Below are 15253 nucleotides of genomic sequence, written 5' to 3' on the forward strand. Positions count from 1 at the left end.
ACGGGTGGATCGGGAGGAGTACATCGAGGCGGTGCTGGTCGCGGTGGAGTCGATTCCGCCCGGCCAGGTGGCGACCTACGGCGACATCGCGGCGTACGTCGGGCAGGGTGGACCGCGGCAGGTCGGCGCGATCATGCGGGAGTACGGCGGCGGGGTGCCGTGGTGGCGCGTGATCCGGGCCAGCGGCGTACCGGCCGAGGAGGTCGGCGACGAGCAGATCCAACGCCTGCGCGGCGATGGCGTGCGGGTCACCAACGGCAAGGTCGACCTGAAAAGCACCCGTTGGCGGCCGTCCTCCTGAGAGTCTGTCGGCCATTGTCGGTGGCGGATGATGGGATGTCCTGGTGACCGCCCGAACCAGCTCCCGCTATCGCCTGGTCCGGCCGTCCGCGCGTCCGGCCGGCGGCCTCGTGCAGGCGCCGGTGCTCGATGCCGACCAGCAGTCCGTCGTCGACCATCCAGGCGGGCCGTTGCTGGTGCTGGCCGGTCCCGGCACGGGCAAGACCACCACCCTGGTCGAGGCCGTGGTGGACCGGGTCGCCAACCGGGGCCTGAATCCGGATGACGTGCTCGTGCTCACCTTCGGGCGCAAGGCCGCGACCGAGTTGCGCGACCGGATCACCGCGCGCCTCGGGCGGACCACGCGCGTGATGCCGTCGTTGACGTTCCACTCGTTCTGCTACGCGTTGCTCCGTAGGTTCACGCCGGCCGACGCGTTCGACGTACCACTGCGGTTGCCGTCCGGGCCCGAGCAGTCGTCCCGCTTGAGCGAGGCCCTCGGCGGCAGCCGCGAGGTGGGTGCGGTGCGTTGGCCGTCCAGCCTGCATGCCGCGCTGAAGACGCGCGGTTTCACCGACGAGGTGCAGGCGGTGATCGGCCGCGCGCGCCAGCTCGGGCTCGACCCGGAGGACCTGTCCGCGCTCGGCCGGTCGGCGGATCGGGCCGAGTGGGTGGCGGTCGGCGACTTCTTCGAGGAGTACTTGCAGATCCTCGACCACGAGCAGGTGCTGGACTACTCCGAGCTGATTCATCGCGCGGTGATCCTGGCGCAGCAGCCGGAGGTCCAGGCTCGGTTGCGGCAGGAGTTCAAGGTCGTTTTCGTCGACGAGTACCAGGACACCGATCCCGGTCAGACCCAGCTGCTGCAGGCCATCGCGGGGGACGGGCGCGATCTAGTGGTCGTGGGCGATCCGGATCAGTCGATCTACACGTTCCGTGGTGCCGATGTGCGCGGGCTGATGCGATTCACCGACGAGTTCCGCACGACCTCGGGTGGGCCCGCAGCTCAGATCGCGCTCGGGACAACTCGCCGCTTTGGTACGACGCTGCAGCGCGTCTCGCGCAACGTGGTGAACCGCCTCGGCGTGCCGGGCACGCTCGATCGCGAGACGTTCGAGCGGTTCCGTGATCCCGACGCGAGTGGCTGCGTTTATGGCCCGGGCAAGGTCGAGGCCAACCTCTACTCGACCAGTGGCGCCGAGCTCGAGCACATCGCCGACCTGCTTCGCCGGGCGCACGTGCAAGACGGAGTCGGCTGGCACGAGATGGCCGTGCTGGTCCGTTCCGGGAAGCACTCGATTCCGCCGTTGCGTCGGGCGCTCGCGGCCGCGGGGATTCCGGTCGACGTGGCGGGCGACGAGTTGCCGCTATCGCGCGAGCCCGCCGTACGGCCGATGCTGCTCGCGCTTCGGGCCGTCGCGGACCCGGCCACGCTGACCGTCGACGTAGTGCGGGCGCTTGCCTTGTCGCCGTTGGGCGCGATGGACGCCGGCCAGCTGCGGCGATTGGCCCGGGACCTGCGCAAACACGATCGCGAGCGGGCCGCCGGGCAGCGCCTGCCCCGACCGTCGGACGAGTTGTTGCGCGAGGCGCTGCTCGAGCCGTTGCTGCTGGACGAGCAGGCGTCGACCGCCGCGGCCCGATTTGTGGCGCTGGGTGAAAGGTTGCTCAAGGCAAGGAATATCGTGACCGCCGGTGCCGCGCCGGATGAGGTGATGTGGTCGCTGTGGTCGGAGTCGCCCTGGCTGCGCAAACTCCGCGCCCAGTCGAACAGCGGTGGCGAGGTGGCCCGCGCGGCGAACCGGGATCTCGACTCGCTCTGCGCGTTGTTCGACGCGGCGAGCCGGGCCGAGGAGCAGGTCGGGTTCAAGGGCGTGAGCGCGTTCCTGGCCGAGCTGGAATCCCTCGACATCGCGGGTGACAACCGATACGACGCGACGTACCGCGAGGCCGGCGTACAGCTCATGACCGCCCATCGGTCCAAAGGCCTGCAATGGCGATTGGTCGTGGTGGCCGGTGTGCAGGAGGGGCAGTGGCCCAACCTGCGTCGGCGCGGGTCGTTGCTGGAGCCGGATCGCCTTGGTCGCGAGGGCTTGATCGAGCCGCTGTCGGCGGGGGCGTTGCTGGCGGAGGAGCGGCGGCTGTTCTATGTCGCGATCACGCGGGCGAGGCAGCGGTTGATCGTGACGGCGGTGCAGGCGCCCGAGGCCGACGGCGACCAGCCATCGCGGTTGCTCGCCGAGCTGGACATCCCGTTGAAGCTCGTGCCCGGGCGACCGCGCCGGCCGCTGTCGCTGTCGGGTCTGGTGGCGGATCTGCGCTGCGTGCTGGCGGATCCGGCGTCGTCCCCGGCGCTTCGCCGTGCGGCCGCGGATCGCCTTGCCCAGTTGGCCGGGGCCTTCGACGAGCGAGGGCATGCCCTGGTGCCGACGGCCGATCCGTCCCGCTGGTGGGGTGTGCGCGATCGGACCGAGGCCGAGCGCCCGGTGGTGGATCCGGATCTGCCGGTGCCGTTGTCGGGCAGTGCGCTGACCACGATCGTGGATTGCCCGCTGCGTTGGTTCCTGGAGCGCCGGGCCGGTGGGGAGACCGCTGGTACGACGGCGATCGGGTTCGGCATGGTCCTGCATACGCTCGCGGACGCGGTCGCCACCGGCACGCTGCCGGCCGACGCGAACGAGTTGAGCGGATGGCTCGACAAGGTGTGGAGTCAGCTCGACTTCGAATCCAGCTGGATCTCCGATCGCGAGCGAGGTGAGGCCGAGCTGGCGCTGCGCCGGTTCGTCGCCTGGCACAAGGCGCGGCCGGATCGGACGCTGCTCGGATCCGAGGTGCCGTTCGAGGTGCTGTTGCCGGATGCGGACAAACCCGAGGTCCTGGTGAAGGGCCGGATGGACCGGGTCGAGGCGGATTCCGACGAGGCGATCCGCGTGATCGACCTGAAGACGGGTCGTACGACGCCGACCAAGCCCGCGCTCGCGCGACACGTTCAGCTCGCGATCTACCAGCGCGCGATCGAGTCCCGCCAGTTGAAGCACCTCCCCGAGGACGCGCGCAGCGGTGGTGCGGAGCTGGTCCAGTTGCGGCATGACGACAGCGGTCTGCCGAAGGTGCAGGGGCAGGCGCCGCTGGAGCCCGACGAGAACGGCAAGACCTGGCTGGACGAGGCGGTGGACGAGGCGGCCGCGATGGTGCGCAAGGAGGAGTTCGTGGCCAAGCGGAATGACGGCTGCGCCCGGTGCCAGGTGCGGCCGATGTGCCCGATTCAGCCCGAAGGCCGGGAGATCGTCTGATGCGGGTGACGTTGACGACGCCGGCGGAGCTCTGCGATCTGCTCGGCATTCCCTTCAGCGATCAGCAGTTGCAAGCCATCACCGCACCACTCTCGCCAGGCGTGATCGTGGCCGGTGCGGGTTCGGGAAAGACGACGGCGATGGCCGCACGCGTGGTCTGGCTGATCTGCACCGGACAGGTCAAACCCGAGGAAGTGCTCGGTCTGACCTTCACGAAGAAGGCGGCCAACGAGCTCGACGTGCGGATCCGCGACGATCTGACCAAGGCCGGCGTACTGGGTCTGCCGCTGCGGTCCGACGTCCCGCCCGTGCTGGCCGCCCATCTGCGCAGCGGCCTGGACGAGGTGGAGGAAGCAGGCGAGCCGGTCGTGTCGACGTACCACGCCTTCGCGGGCGCGCTGATCGCCGAACACGGGCTGCGGTTGGGCCTCGAACCGGATGTGCGCGTCCTCGCCGACGCGACGCGATTCCAATTGGCGGGTCGGGTCGTACGGCGATCTGATGGGCCGATTCGCTTTGCCTCACACCATGTGCCGACCCTCGTGAACAGCCTGCTCGCGCTCGACGGCGAGCTGGCGGATCACCTCGTGCGCGCGGAGGACATCCGGTCGCATGACGAGGCTGTCCGGTCCGAGGTGGCTGCCGCGCGGAAGCAGACCGTCGAGGTGAAGAAGCTGGCCGAGACCGCGTTGAAGCGTGGGGAGATCCTGCAGCTCGTCGAGGAGTATCAGGCGTACAAGGTCGAGCGGGGTGTGGTCGACTTCGCGGACCAGATGGCGCTGGGGGCGCGGCTGGCGGAGGAGTGTCCTGAGGTGCCGGTGATCGAGCGGGCGCGGTTCAAGGTCGTGCTGCTGGACGAGTATCAGGACACTTCGGTTTCGCAGCGGCGGATGTTGACGGCTTTGTTCACGGGTCCGTCTTCTGAGGCGGGTCGCGGGCATGCGGTCACGGCGGTGGGTGATCCGTGTCAGGCGATTTACGGCTGGCGTGGCGCGTCGGTCGCCAACCTGGACGAGTTCCCCTTGCACTTCCCGCAAGTGGACGGGTCGCCTGCCCATCGGTACGTCCTGAGCGTGAACAGGCGATCCGGCAGCGCCATCCTGGCCGCCGCGAACCAGCACGCCACCGAGTTGTACGAGCGTCACCCCGGCGTCATCCCGCTTGAGGCGCCGTCTAACGCGCCGACTGGTGCCATCACCGTTGGGTTGTTCGAGACGCGCTCGCAGGAGATCGAGTGGGTCGCGGACTCGATCGTCGCCGCGCACAAGACGACGGGCCGCCGGTGGAAGGACATCGGTATCCTGATGCGGACGAACGTCGATCTGTCCGCGGTGCACGAAGCCTTGATCTCGCGGCGGGTCCCGGTCGAGGTCGTCGGTCTTGGCGGACTGCTGGCGCTGCCCGAGGTGGTCGACGTCGTCGCCACCTTGCAGGCGGTCAACGACTTGACGGCGAATGCGGCGATGCTGCGCATCCTCACCGGACCGCGCTATCGGATCGGTCATCGCGACCTCGCGCTTTTGGCCAACCGGGCACGAAGGCTGGCCGACTCGGGAGATCGTCCGGCCGCGGATGACCTGGTGGCGGCGCTCGACGCGGCCGTCGCCGGGATGGACTCGACCGAGGTCATCTCGCTCGCGGAAGCCGTCGACGATCCGGGCCCGGAGACGTGGGGGTATTCGGCCGAGGCGTTGGTCCGGTTCAAGGAGCTCTCTCTTGAACTGCGCGAGTTGCGCGCGCATGCGGGGGAGCCGTTGCTGGACCTGGTCCGCCGGGTGATCTCGACGATCGGGCTCGACGTCGAGCTGACCGCCACCCCGGCGCACGTGGACGCGGGTCGCCGGGATCATCTCGCCGCCTTCCTCGATGCGGTCGGGAGTTTCGTCTCCACGGACTCGAGTGGTTCGCTCGACGGCCTGCTCGCGTATCTCGCGGCCGAGGAGGAGTACGCAGCCGGGCTCGACCTCGCCGTGCCGAGCGAGGCGGACTCGGTCAAGCTGCTCACCACCCATCGGTCCAAGGGGTTGGAGTGGCCGGTCGTCTTCGTACCGACTTTGGTGAACAAGGTCTTCCCGAGCGACCGCGGCCGGGAGAAGTGGACCACCAACGCGAAGGTGCTGCCGTGGCCGTTGCGCGGTGACGCCGACACGTTGCCTGAGATTGGGGATTTGTCGAACGCTGGACTGAAGGACTTCGCCGAGGCGTGCAAGGAGGTCAACTCGCTGGAGGAGCGCCGCCTTGGGTATGTCGCGTTCACGCGTGCCAAGGAAGTGCTGATCGCCACGGGCCACTGGTGGGGACCCACGCAAAAACGCCCGCGCGGCCCCTCGTCGTACCTGGAATTGCTGCGTCGGCACGCGGGCGATCGCGTCGTCGCTTGGGCGGAGACGCCGGACCCCGAGGTGGAGAACCCCGAGCTCGCCGAGCAGACCCAGGCCGCGTGGCCCGCGCCGTTGGACGTCGATGCTCGGGCGCGTCGGCTCGAGGCCGTGGAGCTGGTGCGGCACGCCCAGGCGTACGGGCCGGACGAGGACAACGAGGCGGACCTCCTCCTCGACGAGGCCGCGACCGTGGCCCGGTGGGACTCCGAGATCGAGCGCCTGCTGTCGGAAGCTCGGGAAAGCCGGAGCCGCAAGGCGTACGACGTGGAGCTGCCCGCCGCGTTGTCGGCGACCCAGGTGATGCGCCTCGCGAAAGACCCGGACGGCCTCGCCGCCGAACTCGCCCGCCCGATGCCGCGAAAGCCCAACCGGGCGGCACGATTCGGCACGCGCTTCCATGCCTGGGTCGAGACGTACTTCGGCCAGCAACTACTACTCGATCCGGACGACCTCCCAGGCGCGGCCGACGAGGACATCGTCGACGACACGGACCTCACCGAACTGATGGACGCCTTCCGCGACGGCCCATACGGCGAGTTGATGCCCCACGAGATCGAGGCCCCCTTCGCGTTGGCCATCGGCGGACGAATGATCCGCGGCCGCATCGACGCCGTCTACCGCGTAACCCGGCCGGACGGCTCCCGCGGCTACGACGTCATCGACTGGAAAACCTCCCGCAGCGAAACCGCCGACCCCCTCCAACTAGCCATCTACCGAATCGCCTGGGCCGAACTAGTAGGCATCCCCGTCGACCAGGTCGGCGCCGCCTTCTACTACGTCCGCACCGGCGACGTAATCCGCCACCCCAACCTCCCCAACCGCCCCCAGTTGGTCGCGCTGTTGGACGGCGCGTCGTCACCGCACTAGTCCGCCGCCACCTCGCCGTACGCCTCACGCCGCCGCCCCACGCCATACGCCATTGACGCTCGGCGCCCTTCTTTTGCGTTCATTCGTCGGAATCCGCCCTCGCCAGCACAGTGGACCGGTGCCCGACCGCGGCGGGACGAGGGCGGATTCCGACGAATGAACGCGAAGGACGTTGGCGGACGCGTCCCGGATCACGAGCAACGCGGACGGTTCCCATGGAACTTGCACACCCTCGACCAATTTGGGGATAACAATCCCGCGAAGTGCCTCGAAGCGCTGCCTGTGGAAGCCCTTCCGCGAGTGGTCATGTCATGACGCGACCAGTCGCGGAAGGGGCTTAGCGCACTAGGTCGGCTGGGACGAGGCGTATGTCGTACGGGGTGGTTGTTTTGAAGGCGTCCTGGCCCTTGACGTTGGCTCGCTCGACGTAGGTGTCGTTCTCGAGTTCTAGGACGGTCAGTTCTTCGGCGGCGGGGTCGAACAGCCAGTACGACGGCACGCCCGCTTCTTTGTACAGGCTGCGTTTGAGTAGCAGGTCTGATGATCGCGTCACCGATGACACGACCTCCACCAGGAGCAGCGGTGGCTTGTCGATGTAGAGCAGGCCGACGTCGGTCCGGTGCAGCACCATCAGGTCTGGCAGTAGCGAGCGTCCATACGTCGGGCGGTAGGACAAAGGTGAGGTGAAGAGCTCGAGCTCGGCCGGCAGATTGCGATCCAGCCAGCGGAACATCTGGGCTACCGCGCGCTGATGTTCTGGCAACGGCGTTGGTGTCACGATCCGCATGCCGTCGACCAGTTCGTAGTACGCGCCGTTGCCGGCCGGGTCGGCGATGGGTGGGGCGATGTCGCTTGGGGGAGGTGTGTGCACGTCCCGAGGTTGCCTGCGGCGACGGCGTTGGGGGAGGGCAGGTCGACGATCTGCCCGCGCGTTCCCCTGGTTGCCCCCGCGCGGACAGATCGTCGGGTCAGGTGGTGGTGAGGGGGTTGTCGAGGGTGCCGATGAACTGGAGGCTGCCGGCTACGTCGGTGAGGTCGACCATCTGCTGGTTGTTGCGCAGTTGCAGGCGGTTCAGGCAGGACAGGGCGAACTCGGGCGCGAAGATGTCGTAGCGGGCGAAGGCCTCGGCGAGATCGGGATTGGCCTGCTGGTAGTCGCGGATCGCGTCGGTCACCACCGACCAGAAGGCCTCGGGAGTGAGCAGGCCTTCGGCATCGAGTTGCGGGCTGAGGAACCGGAAGATGCAGTCGACGACATCGGTGAAGATGCTCAGCAACTTCTCGTCCTCGGGCACCTCGGCGCGAACCCGTTCGGCCGCTTCGGGCAGTGGCGTGTCCGGGCTGAGGACGGCGATCTCCTCCGCGATGTCCTTCATGATCACGCGGGTCGGGACGGCGTCTTTGAGTACGAGGATGAGGTTCTCGCCGTGCGGCATGAACACCAGCTCGTAGTTGTAGAAGCAGTGCAGCAGCGGCACCAGATACGCGTCGACGTACGTCCGGAACCACGCCTGCGGGGTCAGACCCGATTCGCGGATCAGCGCGGCGGCGAGGGACTTGCCGTGGCGGTCGACGTGCAAGAGGCTCGTCATCGAGGCCAGCCGCTCGCCCTCGCCGAGCTGGGGGACCGGGCTCTCGCGCCAAAGCGCCGACAGCATCTTGCGGTACGGCGAGGTCTTCTCGGTCGCCGCCTCGTAGTAGCTGTTGTGGTAGCCGATGGCGGCGATCTCGCGAAGCACCGTGAAGCCGTACCGCTTGAGCACCAGGTCGTTCTCGACGAGGCCGTAGACCCAGTCGTTGATCGCCGGAGTGGCCTGCATGTACGTCGGGCTGAGGCCGCGCATGAACCCCATGTTCAGCACGGACAACGCCGTCTTCACGTAGTTGCGCTCGGGATGCGAACGGTTGAAGAAGGTCCGGATCGACTGCTGCGCCTGGTAGTCGTCGTCGCTCTCGCCGAGGTAGATGATGTGCCGCTGGGCCACATCCGCCGCGAACGTGATGGAGGTCTTGTTCTCCCACTGCCAGGGATGCACCGGCATCAGGTGGTAGTCGGCCGGGTTGCCGCCGGCCTCGGTGATGCGTGCCGCGAATCGGCCCAGCACCTCGGGCCCGAGCTCGGAACGCAACAGCTGCTCATAATCGAGAGCACTGCTCACGGAAACGCTCGTCCGGTCTCGCCGTACGCCGATCCAGACCAGCCGCACGGCCGCACCGGCCTCGGGCGCGAAGGCCCGGTAGTCGGTCACCCCGAAGCCGAGCCGCCCGTTGTTAGCGACGAAACACGGGTGGCCCTCGGTCATCGCCGACTCGATCGTCTGGAAGTCGGCCGTCGCCAGCTCCGCCGCGGTCAGATCGGCTTTCGCCAGCTTGTACGCCGAACTGGCCAGCGTGCTGGAGATCTCCTCCAGATAGACCGGCAACATCTCCGTGCCGATCCCGAGCTGCTCGTGGAACTCCGTGATGAAGTCCAGCGCGTCGATCCGCGCGGGCTGCCCGTCCACCGTGCGGGTGATGCTCGCCGCCGAGACCTCCCAGTGGTTGAGCGGATAACGCCCCGCGCTGAACCGGTAGACGCTGGCCGGCCCGGTCACGACGTACTCCTCACCATCGACCACCGGCTCGAACAGCCGCTCATGGATGAACTCGGCGAGCGCCTTGCGGACCAGCGCCCGGTTCGCGATCGCCCAGTTGTCCGGCGTCAGGTGACCGGTGTCGGTCGCGCTGGCGGTTTCGGTGAAGGTCATCAACCTGCCTCGTTCATCCGTACGGCGTTCAGGTACTGCTCGCGGGTGCAGAAGCTCAACCAGGCCTTCTTGTCACCGGGCAGCTCGACGATGCTGTCCTTGCGGAAGCCCATCCGGTCATTGAGAGCGTGGATCTTGGTGTTGTGCACGTCGGGCTCGACCACCACCCGCGCGACCGTCGGGTCGCAGAACAGGTAGTCCATGATCGTGGCGAACACCGCCGTGGTGAACCCGGCGATCGGCTGCTCCGCGGGCCCCACCAGCACGTGCATGCCGATATCGCCGGGCTGCACGTCGTACGTCAGCCCGACCGGGTCGTGAGCCGGTGCATAGCGCTCCATCAGGAATGCCGGCCGCCCGTCGTGCTCACCGATGAAGGCGTGGTGATGCCCCGACTGCTCGATCCGCTCGTACTCCGCGCGAACCTCGTCGAGGCCGGCCGTCAGCAGGCCCCAGTACTTCGCATACGGCTGCGTCACCCACCCGTGCAGCAGCTCGGTGTGCTGGTCCAGGTCGAAAGGTCGAAGACTGAGCGAACCGACCCCGGCCACATAGTGGCGGAAGAGCGGCTCGTGCTGGGCGGCGCGAGGCATCATCGTCTGCTTTCGAGGTAGGCGGTACCCGGTTAGCTAAGGCTTACCTTAGTTGATGCTCGCCACCCCGGCCAAACCGCTCAGGTTTCTTGGTTCTGTGATCTGACCGGGCAGACGCGGGGGCGGGCGCTGGTCGAAGGTGGGATACGTGTTGCTGGCCCGGTGAGTGAGGCCGCTGTGAGGACGGGCGCTGTGAGCGTTCTGACCCAGTGCCTCAGAAGGGTGTGGTGACCGATGACCGAGACAGCATCCATCGCCTGGACAAGACCCCAGCGCCGCCACGGACCGGCGGCGCCTCAGCGACCTCGGGGGTCGCTGAGCGTCGTGCCTCCCGCCGCGGCGCCGCCAGAGCCCTTGCTCACCCCGCCGAGCCCCGCCGCCATGCCCGGTCCGATCGCCGACACCATGCCCGGTCTGAGCCCCGACACCATGCCTGGTCCGATCGCCGACTCCATGCCCGGTCCGAGGCCCGGCACCATCACCGGTCCGATCACCGACATGATCGCGAGGCTGGAGTTCGATCCGAGGGCGTTCACGCGGTTGGAGTTGCCGGCGCACGTCAGTGCCTGGGTGCAGGGCACCTGCTGCCGCGCCTGGCTGATCGGCCGTGTCCATTGTGCCGACGGCTGGATCGGCCTGGTTCAGTACGAGGACGGCACCGGCCGCGAGATCACCACTCGAATCCCCGCCGACCTCATCACCCTCCCCACCCCGCTGCGATGAGCACGTGTCTCCCAGCTGGACAACCTGGCTTGGAGCACCTGCCGACCGGCCGTCGGGTAAGGCTTGCGGGTGATGCCGGAGGTAACCCGTGGGGTTGATGTCGGGCGAGGTTGTCGCGGGTTAGCGTCGGAGCATGTTGCTCGCCGAGGACCTGCTGCTGCTGATGTACGACGACGAGTCAGGGAAGCCGCTGACCGGTAACCCCGGGCTCGACTATGCGCTGGCCGGCGCCGTACTGATCGAGTTGACCATGCTCGGCAAGGTCGACGTGGCGGGCGCGGGGGAGGCGGTCAAGAAGGATCGGCTGATCGTGCGGGACGGCACGCCCACTGGCGACCCGCTGCTCGACGCCCGGCTGGCGCTGCTGACCGACCGCGAGGGCGCCAAGCCCAAGAACGTGCTCGACAAGGTTTCGAAGAAGCTTCGTGGCGAACTGCTGGCCAGGTTGAGTGAGAAGGGCGTGTTGCAGGCCGAGAAGGACAAGGTGCTCGGGCTGTTCCCGGTCACCCGCTGGCCGGCCAATGACGCGACCCACGAACTGCAGGTGCGCGCGGGGCTCGAGAGCGCCCTGAAGCTCGGCACGCAGCCGGACGACCGTACGGCGGCGCTGATCGCGTTGCTCCATGCCCTGAACGTCGTACCGAAGGTGGTCGCGGACTCGGTCGACAAGAAAGCCCTGAAGCGTCGCGCCAAGGAGATCGCCGAGTCGGCGTGGGCGGCCGACGCCGTTCGCCAAGCGGTCCAGGCAGTGCAGGCGGCGCTCACGGCCGCGATCGTGGTGAGCGCATCAGCGGGCGCGTCGTCTGGTTCGTGAACCCTGAGCCGGTCTTCTTGTGCGCCGCCACGGTGTTTTCGGCCCCTCAGGCAGTAGCGTCGGTCACATGCTGATCGCGGAGGACCTGCTGTTGCTGCTGCACGACGACGACAGCGATAGGCCGGTCGGGGGATCGCCAAGTGCCGACTACGCGTTGGCGGGCGCGATCCTGATCGAGCTGGCGATGCGCGGCCGGGTCGGCATGCTCTCGAGCGACGAGACGGGCGGCGACACGGGCGAGACGGGCGAGACGGGCGGCAAGACGAGAGGCGAGACAGGTCGCGACCTGGGCAAGAACGGCCGCCTGGTCGCGATCGACGATTCGCCGACGGGGGACGAGCTGCTGGATCGCCGGCTGGCCATCCTGACCGCCAAGGGCCGCACGGTCACCAAAGGCAAGGTGACCAAGAACGGCCTGCGCCCGGTGAACCTGGTGCCGAAGGTCGCCAAGGAGCTGCGCGCGGAGTTGCTGGATCGCCTTACCGATAAGGGGATTCTGCAGGCCGATCGCGAACGCGTGTTGCCCGTCACGCGCTGGACCGCACGCGATGCCGGTCACGGTCTGGAGGTTCGCGCCGGGCTGGAGAGTGCGCTCAAGTTCGGCAATACGCCGAGCGATCGGACCGGCGTACTCATCACGCTGCTGCACGCCCAGCACGTCGTACCGAAGGTGCTCACCGGCCCGATGGGGCGCAAGGCGTTGCGCCGCCGGGCCGCGGAGATCGCCACCGAGAACGCTGCCGCCGAGGGTGTACTCGGCGCGATCCAGACCGGCGTGACCGCGGCCATCGCGGTGGCCGGCACGAACCCGCCCGACGCCGCCAGCGCCTGACCAAGACGAGCGCCTGACCAAGACGAGCGCCTGACCAAGACGAGCGCCTGACCAAGGCGTTGACGGCTGTGGGCGGTGTTCGGCCAGGTGTTACCGAACTACTCGGCCTGACAGTTCGCCGTACAGAACTTGTCCGTCAGCGTCAGGTGCACACCTGGCTCCTCGGAATCGGCCTCGGCGGAGAGGTCGACCTTCCAGTCGCCGATCGTGGTCTTGGTCGCGGTCTTGCCGGCCTGCTTGCCGAACCAGTCCGCGACCAGCCAGACCTCGTTCACATGCGCGGTTTCCAGCGCCTTCGGCAGGTCCTTCGCGATCGCGGCATGCGCCTGGTCGACCTTGCCGATCGAGTGCAACGAGACGACCGGCACCCGCTTGTGCTTTCCGGTCAGCACCCAGACCGAGATCGGGCCCGACTCACAGATGGCGTACGTCGAGTCCTTGCCGCACGTATAACCGGCCCCGGTCAGACCGGTCACGACCTGGGCGGCGGTCAGCTGCGCCATCGGTGGCGTCACCAGCGCCGGCTTGCCGCTAGGCGTACTCACCGGCTCAGTGCTGGTGGAACTCGAGGCGGCCGGAGGCGTGGAACCAGCGCTGGGCTTGTCCGAGGAGCCGGAGCAGGCCGTCGCGGCGAGCAGGACAACACTCAGGCACGCGACGGCGGAGCGCTTCAGACCGGCACCTCGATCGCAGCGTCCAGGGCGATCGTGATCATCTCCGAGAAGGTGGTCTGACGCTCTTCGGCAGAGGTCTCCTCCTTCGTGATGAGGTGGTCCGACACGGTCATGATGCCGAGCGCGCGGCGGCCGAACTTGGCGGCCAGCGTGTACAGCGCGGAGGCCTCCATCTCGATCGCGAGCACGCCGTACTCCGCGGTGCGGTTCACCAGATCCGGGCGGTCGTTGTAGAACAGGTCGCCCGAGAAGACGCCACCGACGTGCACGTTGAGCCCGGCGGCCTCGGCGTTGTCGACGGCGGCGCGCAGCAGCTTGTAGTCGGCCGTCGGCGCGTAGTCGATGCCGTGGAAGCGCAGCCGGTTCATCTGCGAGTCGGTGCTGGCCGACATCGCGATGATGACGTCGCGAATCCGCACGCTCTCCGAGATCGCGCCACAGGTACCGACCCGGATCAGCGTCTGTACGTCGTACTCGGTGAACAGCTCGTTGGCGTAGATCGCGGCCGACGGCTGGCCCATGCCGGAGCCCTGCACGGAGATCCGCTCACCCTTGTACGTGCCGGTGAACCCGAACATGTTCCGGATCTCGGTGTAGCAGGTGACGTCGGACAGATAGGTCTCGGCGATCCACTTGGCCCGCAGGGGATCCCCGGGGAACAGCACTCGCGGTGCGATCTGCCCCTTCGAAGCGGCGATATGAACACTCATGCACGCGATGCTCTCACGCAGCGGTGCCGAGAACGCAGCGGTGCCGAGCTCCCAGGCGTGCCGAGCATGCAGGCGTGCCGAGATAGGTTGATGGTGTGCCGTACTCGATCGACCACTCCTCCCTTGCCTTGTCCCGATCCGCGCTCGACCGCGCGGCCGACCGTCGCCGCGACACCGCCTGGCTGAGTCAGGCCTGGGAGCTCCCGGACACCCAGGTCGCACTCGTCGCCGGCAAACCTGGTGACCAGCGCGTGGCAGTGAACGACGACCGCACCGCGCTCGCCTTCGTCAGCCCGGCCGACGCGCCCGACGGCGAACGCATCTTCCTCGGCATCGACCGGGTAGCCGGTGCCGGCCAGACCGCGGAGGGTCGAGCGGTGTTCGCGATCATGCTTGCGGAGGCCACCGACAGTTTTGCGTCACTGCGCGAAGCCGGCGCCGTACTGGACGATCGGGAGGCCGGGATCGCGGTCAACCTGGTCGGCCTGGCGAACTGGCACGGCACCCACCCGCACTGCGCCCGCTGTGGCGCGCGCACGGAGATCATCGACGCGGGCCACGTCCGCCGCTGCCCGGCCTGCGGAGCGAGCCATTTCCCGCGCAGCGACCCGGCGGTCATCGTGCTGGTCACGGACGACCAGGACCGCGCGCTGCTCGGCCGGGGCGTGGGCTGGCCCGAAGGCAGGTACTCGACGCTCGCGGGATTCGTCGAGCCGGGGGAGAGCCTCGAGTCCGCCGTACGGCGTGAGGTGCTGGAGGAGTCGGGCGTGGTCGTCGGGAACGACGTGCGGTACGTCGGCAGCCAGCCGTGGCCGATGCCGTCGAGCCTGATGCTCGGGTTCTACGCGGTGGCCACGGAGACGACGATCGACGTCGACGAAGACGAGATCGTCGACGCGCGCTGGTTCAGCCGGGAGGACCTGAAGGCGGCCGCCGACACCGGGGAGGTCGTCATCCCCGGCTCGGTCAGCATCTCCCGGCGGTTGATCGAAGGCTGGTACGGCTCGGATCTACCCGGTTCCTGGTAAGTCCGAGAGTAAGACTCAGGCCGCGAGCTTGTCGGCGATCTGGGCCAGGCTCGGGTTGGTCATCGCGGTGCCGTCGGGGAAGACCACGGTCGGCACCGTCTGGTTGCCGTTGTTGACCTTCTCGACGATCTTGGCGGCCTCCGGCTGCTGCTCGATGTCGACCTCGCTGAACTTGATCCCGGCCCGCTTGAGCTGGCCCTTCAGGCGGTGGCAGTAACCACACCACGGGGTCGAGTACATCGTGAAGGCGGCCATCGAGGCATCTCCGTCTCTGAGCTGTCGGGCACTGTCGGTCGGCCCGTCTACTGTTGC

At 68.1% G+C, this 15253-nt stretch carries 13 protein-coding genes; 7 read left to right on the top strand and 6 right to left on the bottom strand.

The annotated features are described in order from the left end of the window. The first annotated feature begins 4 nt into the window (after window positions 1-4). The 3 genes from OG394_RS36255 to OG394_RS36265 are packed head-to-tail and all read left to right on the top strand — an operon-like array spanning window position 5 to window position 6820. Entirely contained in the window at window positions 5-301 is a 297-nt protein-coding gene (locus OG394_RS36255) for an MGMT family protein (protein WP_328991786.1), read from the top strand. Window positions 302-344: 43 nt separating this feature from the next. Next, window positions 345-3572 carry an ATP-dependent helicase gene (locus OG394_RS36260; protein ID WP_328991787.1) on the top strand — a complete coding sequence of 1076 codons (3228 nt, stop codon included), beginning with the start codon at window positions 345-347 and terminating at the stop codon, window positions 3570-3572. Next, window positions 3572-6820 carry an ATP-dependent DNA helicase gene (locus OG394_RS36265; protein ID WP_328991788.1) on the top strand — a complete coding sequence of 1083 codons (3249 nt, stop codon included), beginning with the start codon at window positions 3572-3574 and terminating at the stop codon, window positions 6818-6820. The genes OG394_RS36260 and OG394_RS36265 overlap by 1 nt, the downstream gene beginning before the upstream one ends. Before the next feature lie 337 nt (window positions 6821-7157). On the opposite strand, the gene OG394_RS36270 is transcribed toward OG394_RS36265, so the two are convergent. The 3 genes from OG394_RS36270 to OG394_RS36280 all read right to left on the bottom strand — a co-directional run bounded on the left by OG394_RS36270 (window position 7158) and on the right by OG394_RS36280 (window position 10160). Beyond that, on the bottom strand, window positions 7158-7691 hold the full coding sequence (locus OG394_RS36270; protein ID WP_328991789.1) for a Uma2 family endonuclease: 534 nt from the start codon (window positions 7689-7691) through the stop codon (window positions 7158-7160). A 97-nt stretch (window positions 7692-7788) separates the two neighbouring features. Continuing rightward, window positions 7789-9567 carry an IucA/IucC family protein gene (locus OG394_RS36275; RefSeq protein WP_328991790.1) on the bottom strand — a complete coding sequence of 593 codons (1779 nt, stop codon included), beginning with the start codon at window positions 9565-9567 and terminating at the stop codon, window positions 7789-7791. After that, a complete protein-coding gene (locus OG394_RS36280) occupies window positions 9567-10160 on the bottom strand; it encodes a GNAT family N-acetyltransferase (protein ID WP_328991791.1) in 594 nt (197 codons plus the stop codon). Before OG394_RS36280 ends, OG394_RS36275 begins: the two co-directional genes overlap by 1 nt. Window positions 10161-10541: 381 nt before the next feature. Here OG394_RS36280 and OG394_RS36285 point away from each other — a divergent pair, with 381 nt between their 5' ends. The 3 genes from OG394_RS36285 (at window position 10542) to OG394_RS36295 (ending at window position 12529) form a co-directional block, all read left to right on the top strand. Beyond that, complete coding sequence (locus OG394_RS36285) at window positions 10542-10883, top strand: hypothetical protein (protein WP_328991792.1); 342 nt, start codon at window positions 10542-10544, stop codon at window positions 10881-10883. Between the two features lie 133 nt (window positions 10884-11016). Beyond that, a complete protein-coding gene (locus OG394_RS36290) occupies window positions 11017-11697 on the top strand; it encodes a GOLPH3/VPS74 family protein (RefSeq protein WP_328991793.1) in 681 nt (226 codons plus the stop codon). A 67-nt stretch (window positions 11698-11764) separates the two neighbouring features. Then, the gene (locus tag OG394_RS36295; RefSeq protein ID WP_328991794.1) at window positions 11765-12529 is read left to right on the top strand and encodes a GOLPH3/VPS74 family protein; all 765 of its coding nucleotides are present in this window, start codon (window positions 11765-11767) and stop codon (window positions 12527-12529) included. Window positions 12530-12627: 98 nt separating this feature from the next. On the opposite strand, the gene OG394_RS36300 is transcribed toward OG394_RS36295, so the two are convergent. Next, the gene (locus OG394_RS36300; RefSeq protein ID WP_328991795.1) at window positions 12628-13074 is read right to left on the bottom strand and encodes a hypothetical protein; all 447 of its coding nucleotides are present in this window, start codon (window positions 13072-13074) and stop codon (window positions 12628-12630) included. 125 nt (window positions 13075-13199) lie between these two features. After that, the gene (gene deoD / locus OG394_RS36305; protein ID WP_328991796.1) at window positions 13200-13913 is read right to left on the bottom strand and encodes a purine-nucleoside phosphorylase; all 714 of its coding nucleotides are present in this window, start codon (window positions 13911-13913) and stop codon (window positions 13200-13202) included. A 95-nt stretch (window positions 13914-14008) separates the two neighbouring features. Here deoD and nudC point away from each other — a divergent pair, with 95 nt between their 5' ends. After that, the gene (nudC, locus tag OG394_RS36310; protein WP_328991798.1) at window positions 14009-14941 is read left to right on the top strand and encodes an NAD(+) diphosphatase; all 933 of its coding nucleotides are present in this window, start codon (window positions 14009-14011) and stop codon (window positions 14939-14941) included. A gap of 15 nt (window positions 14942-14956) precedes the next feature. Here nudC and OG394_RS36315 read toward each other — a convergent pair whose 3' ends face one another. Further along, window positions 14957-15196, bottom strand: a complete 240-nt coding sequence (locus OG394_RS36315; RefSeq protein WP_328991799.1) for a mycoredoxin — start codon at window positions 15194-15196, stop codon at window positions 14957-14959. Window positions 15197-15253 lie beyond the last annotated feature (57 nt).

The sequence above is a fragment of the Kribbella sp. NBC_01245 genome (assembly GCF_036226525.1).
In the GTDB taxonomy this organism is placed as follows: domain Bacteria; phylum Actinomycetota; class Actinomycetes; order Propionibacteriales; family Kribbellaceae; genus Kribbella.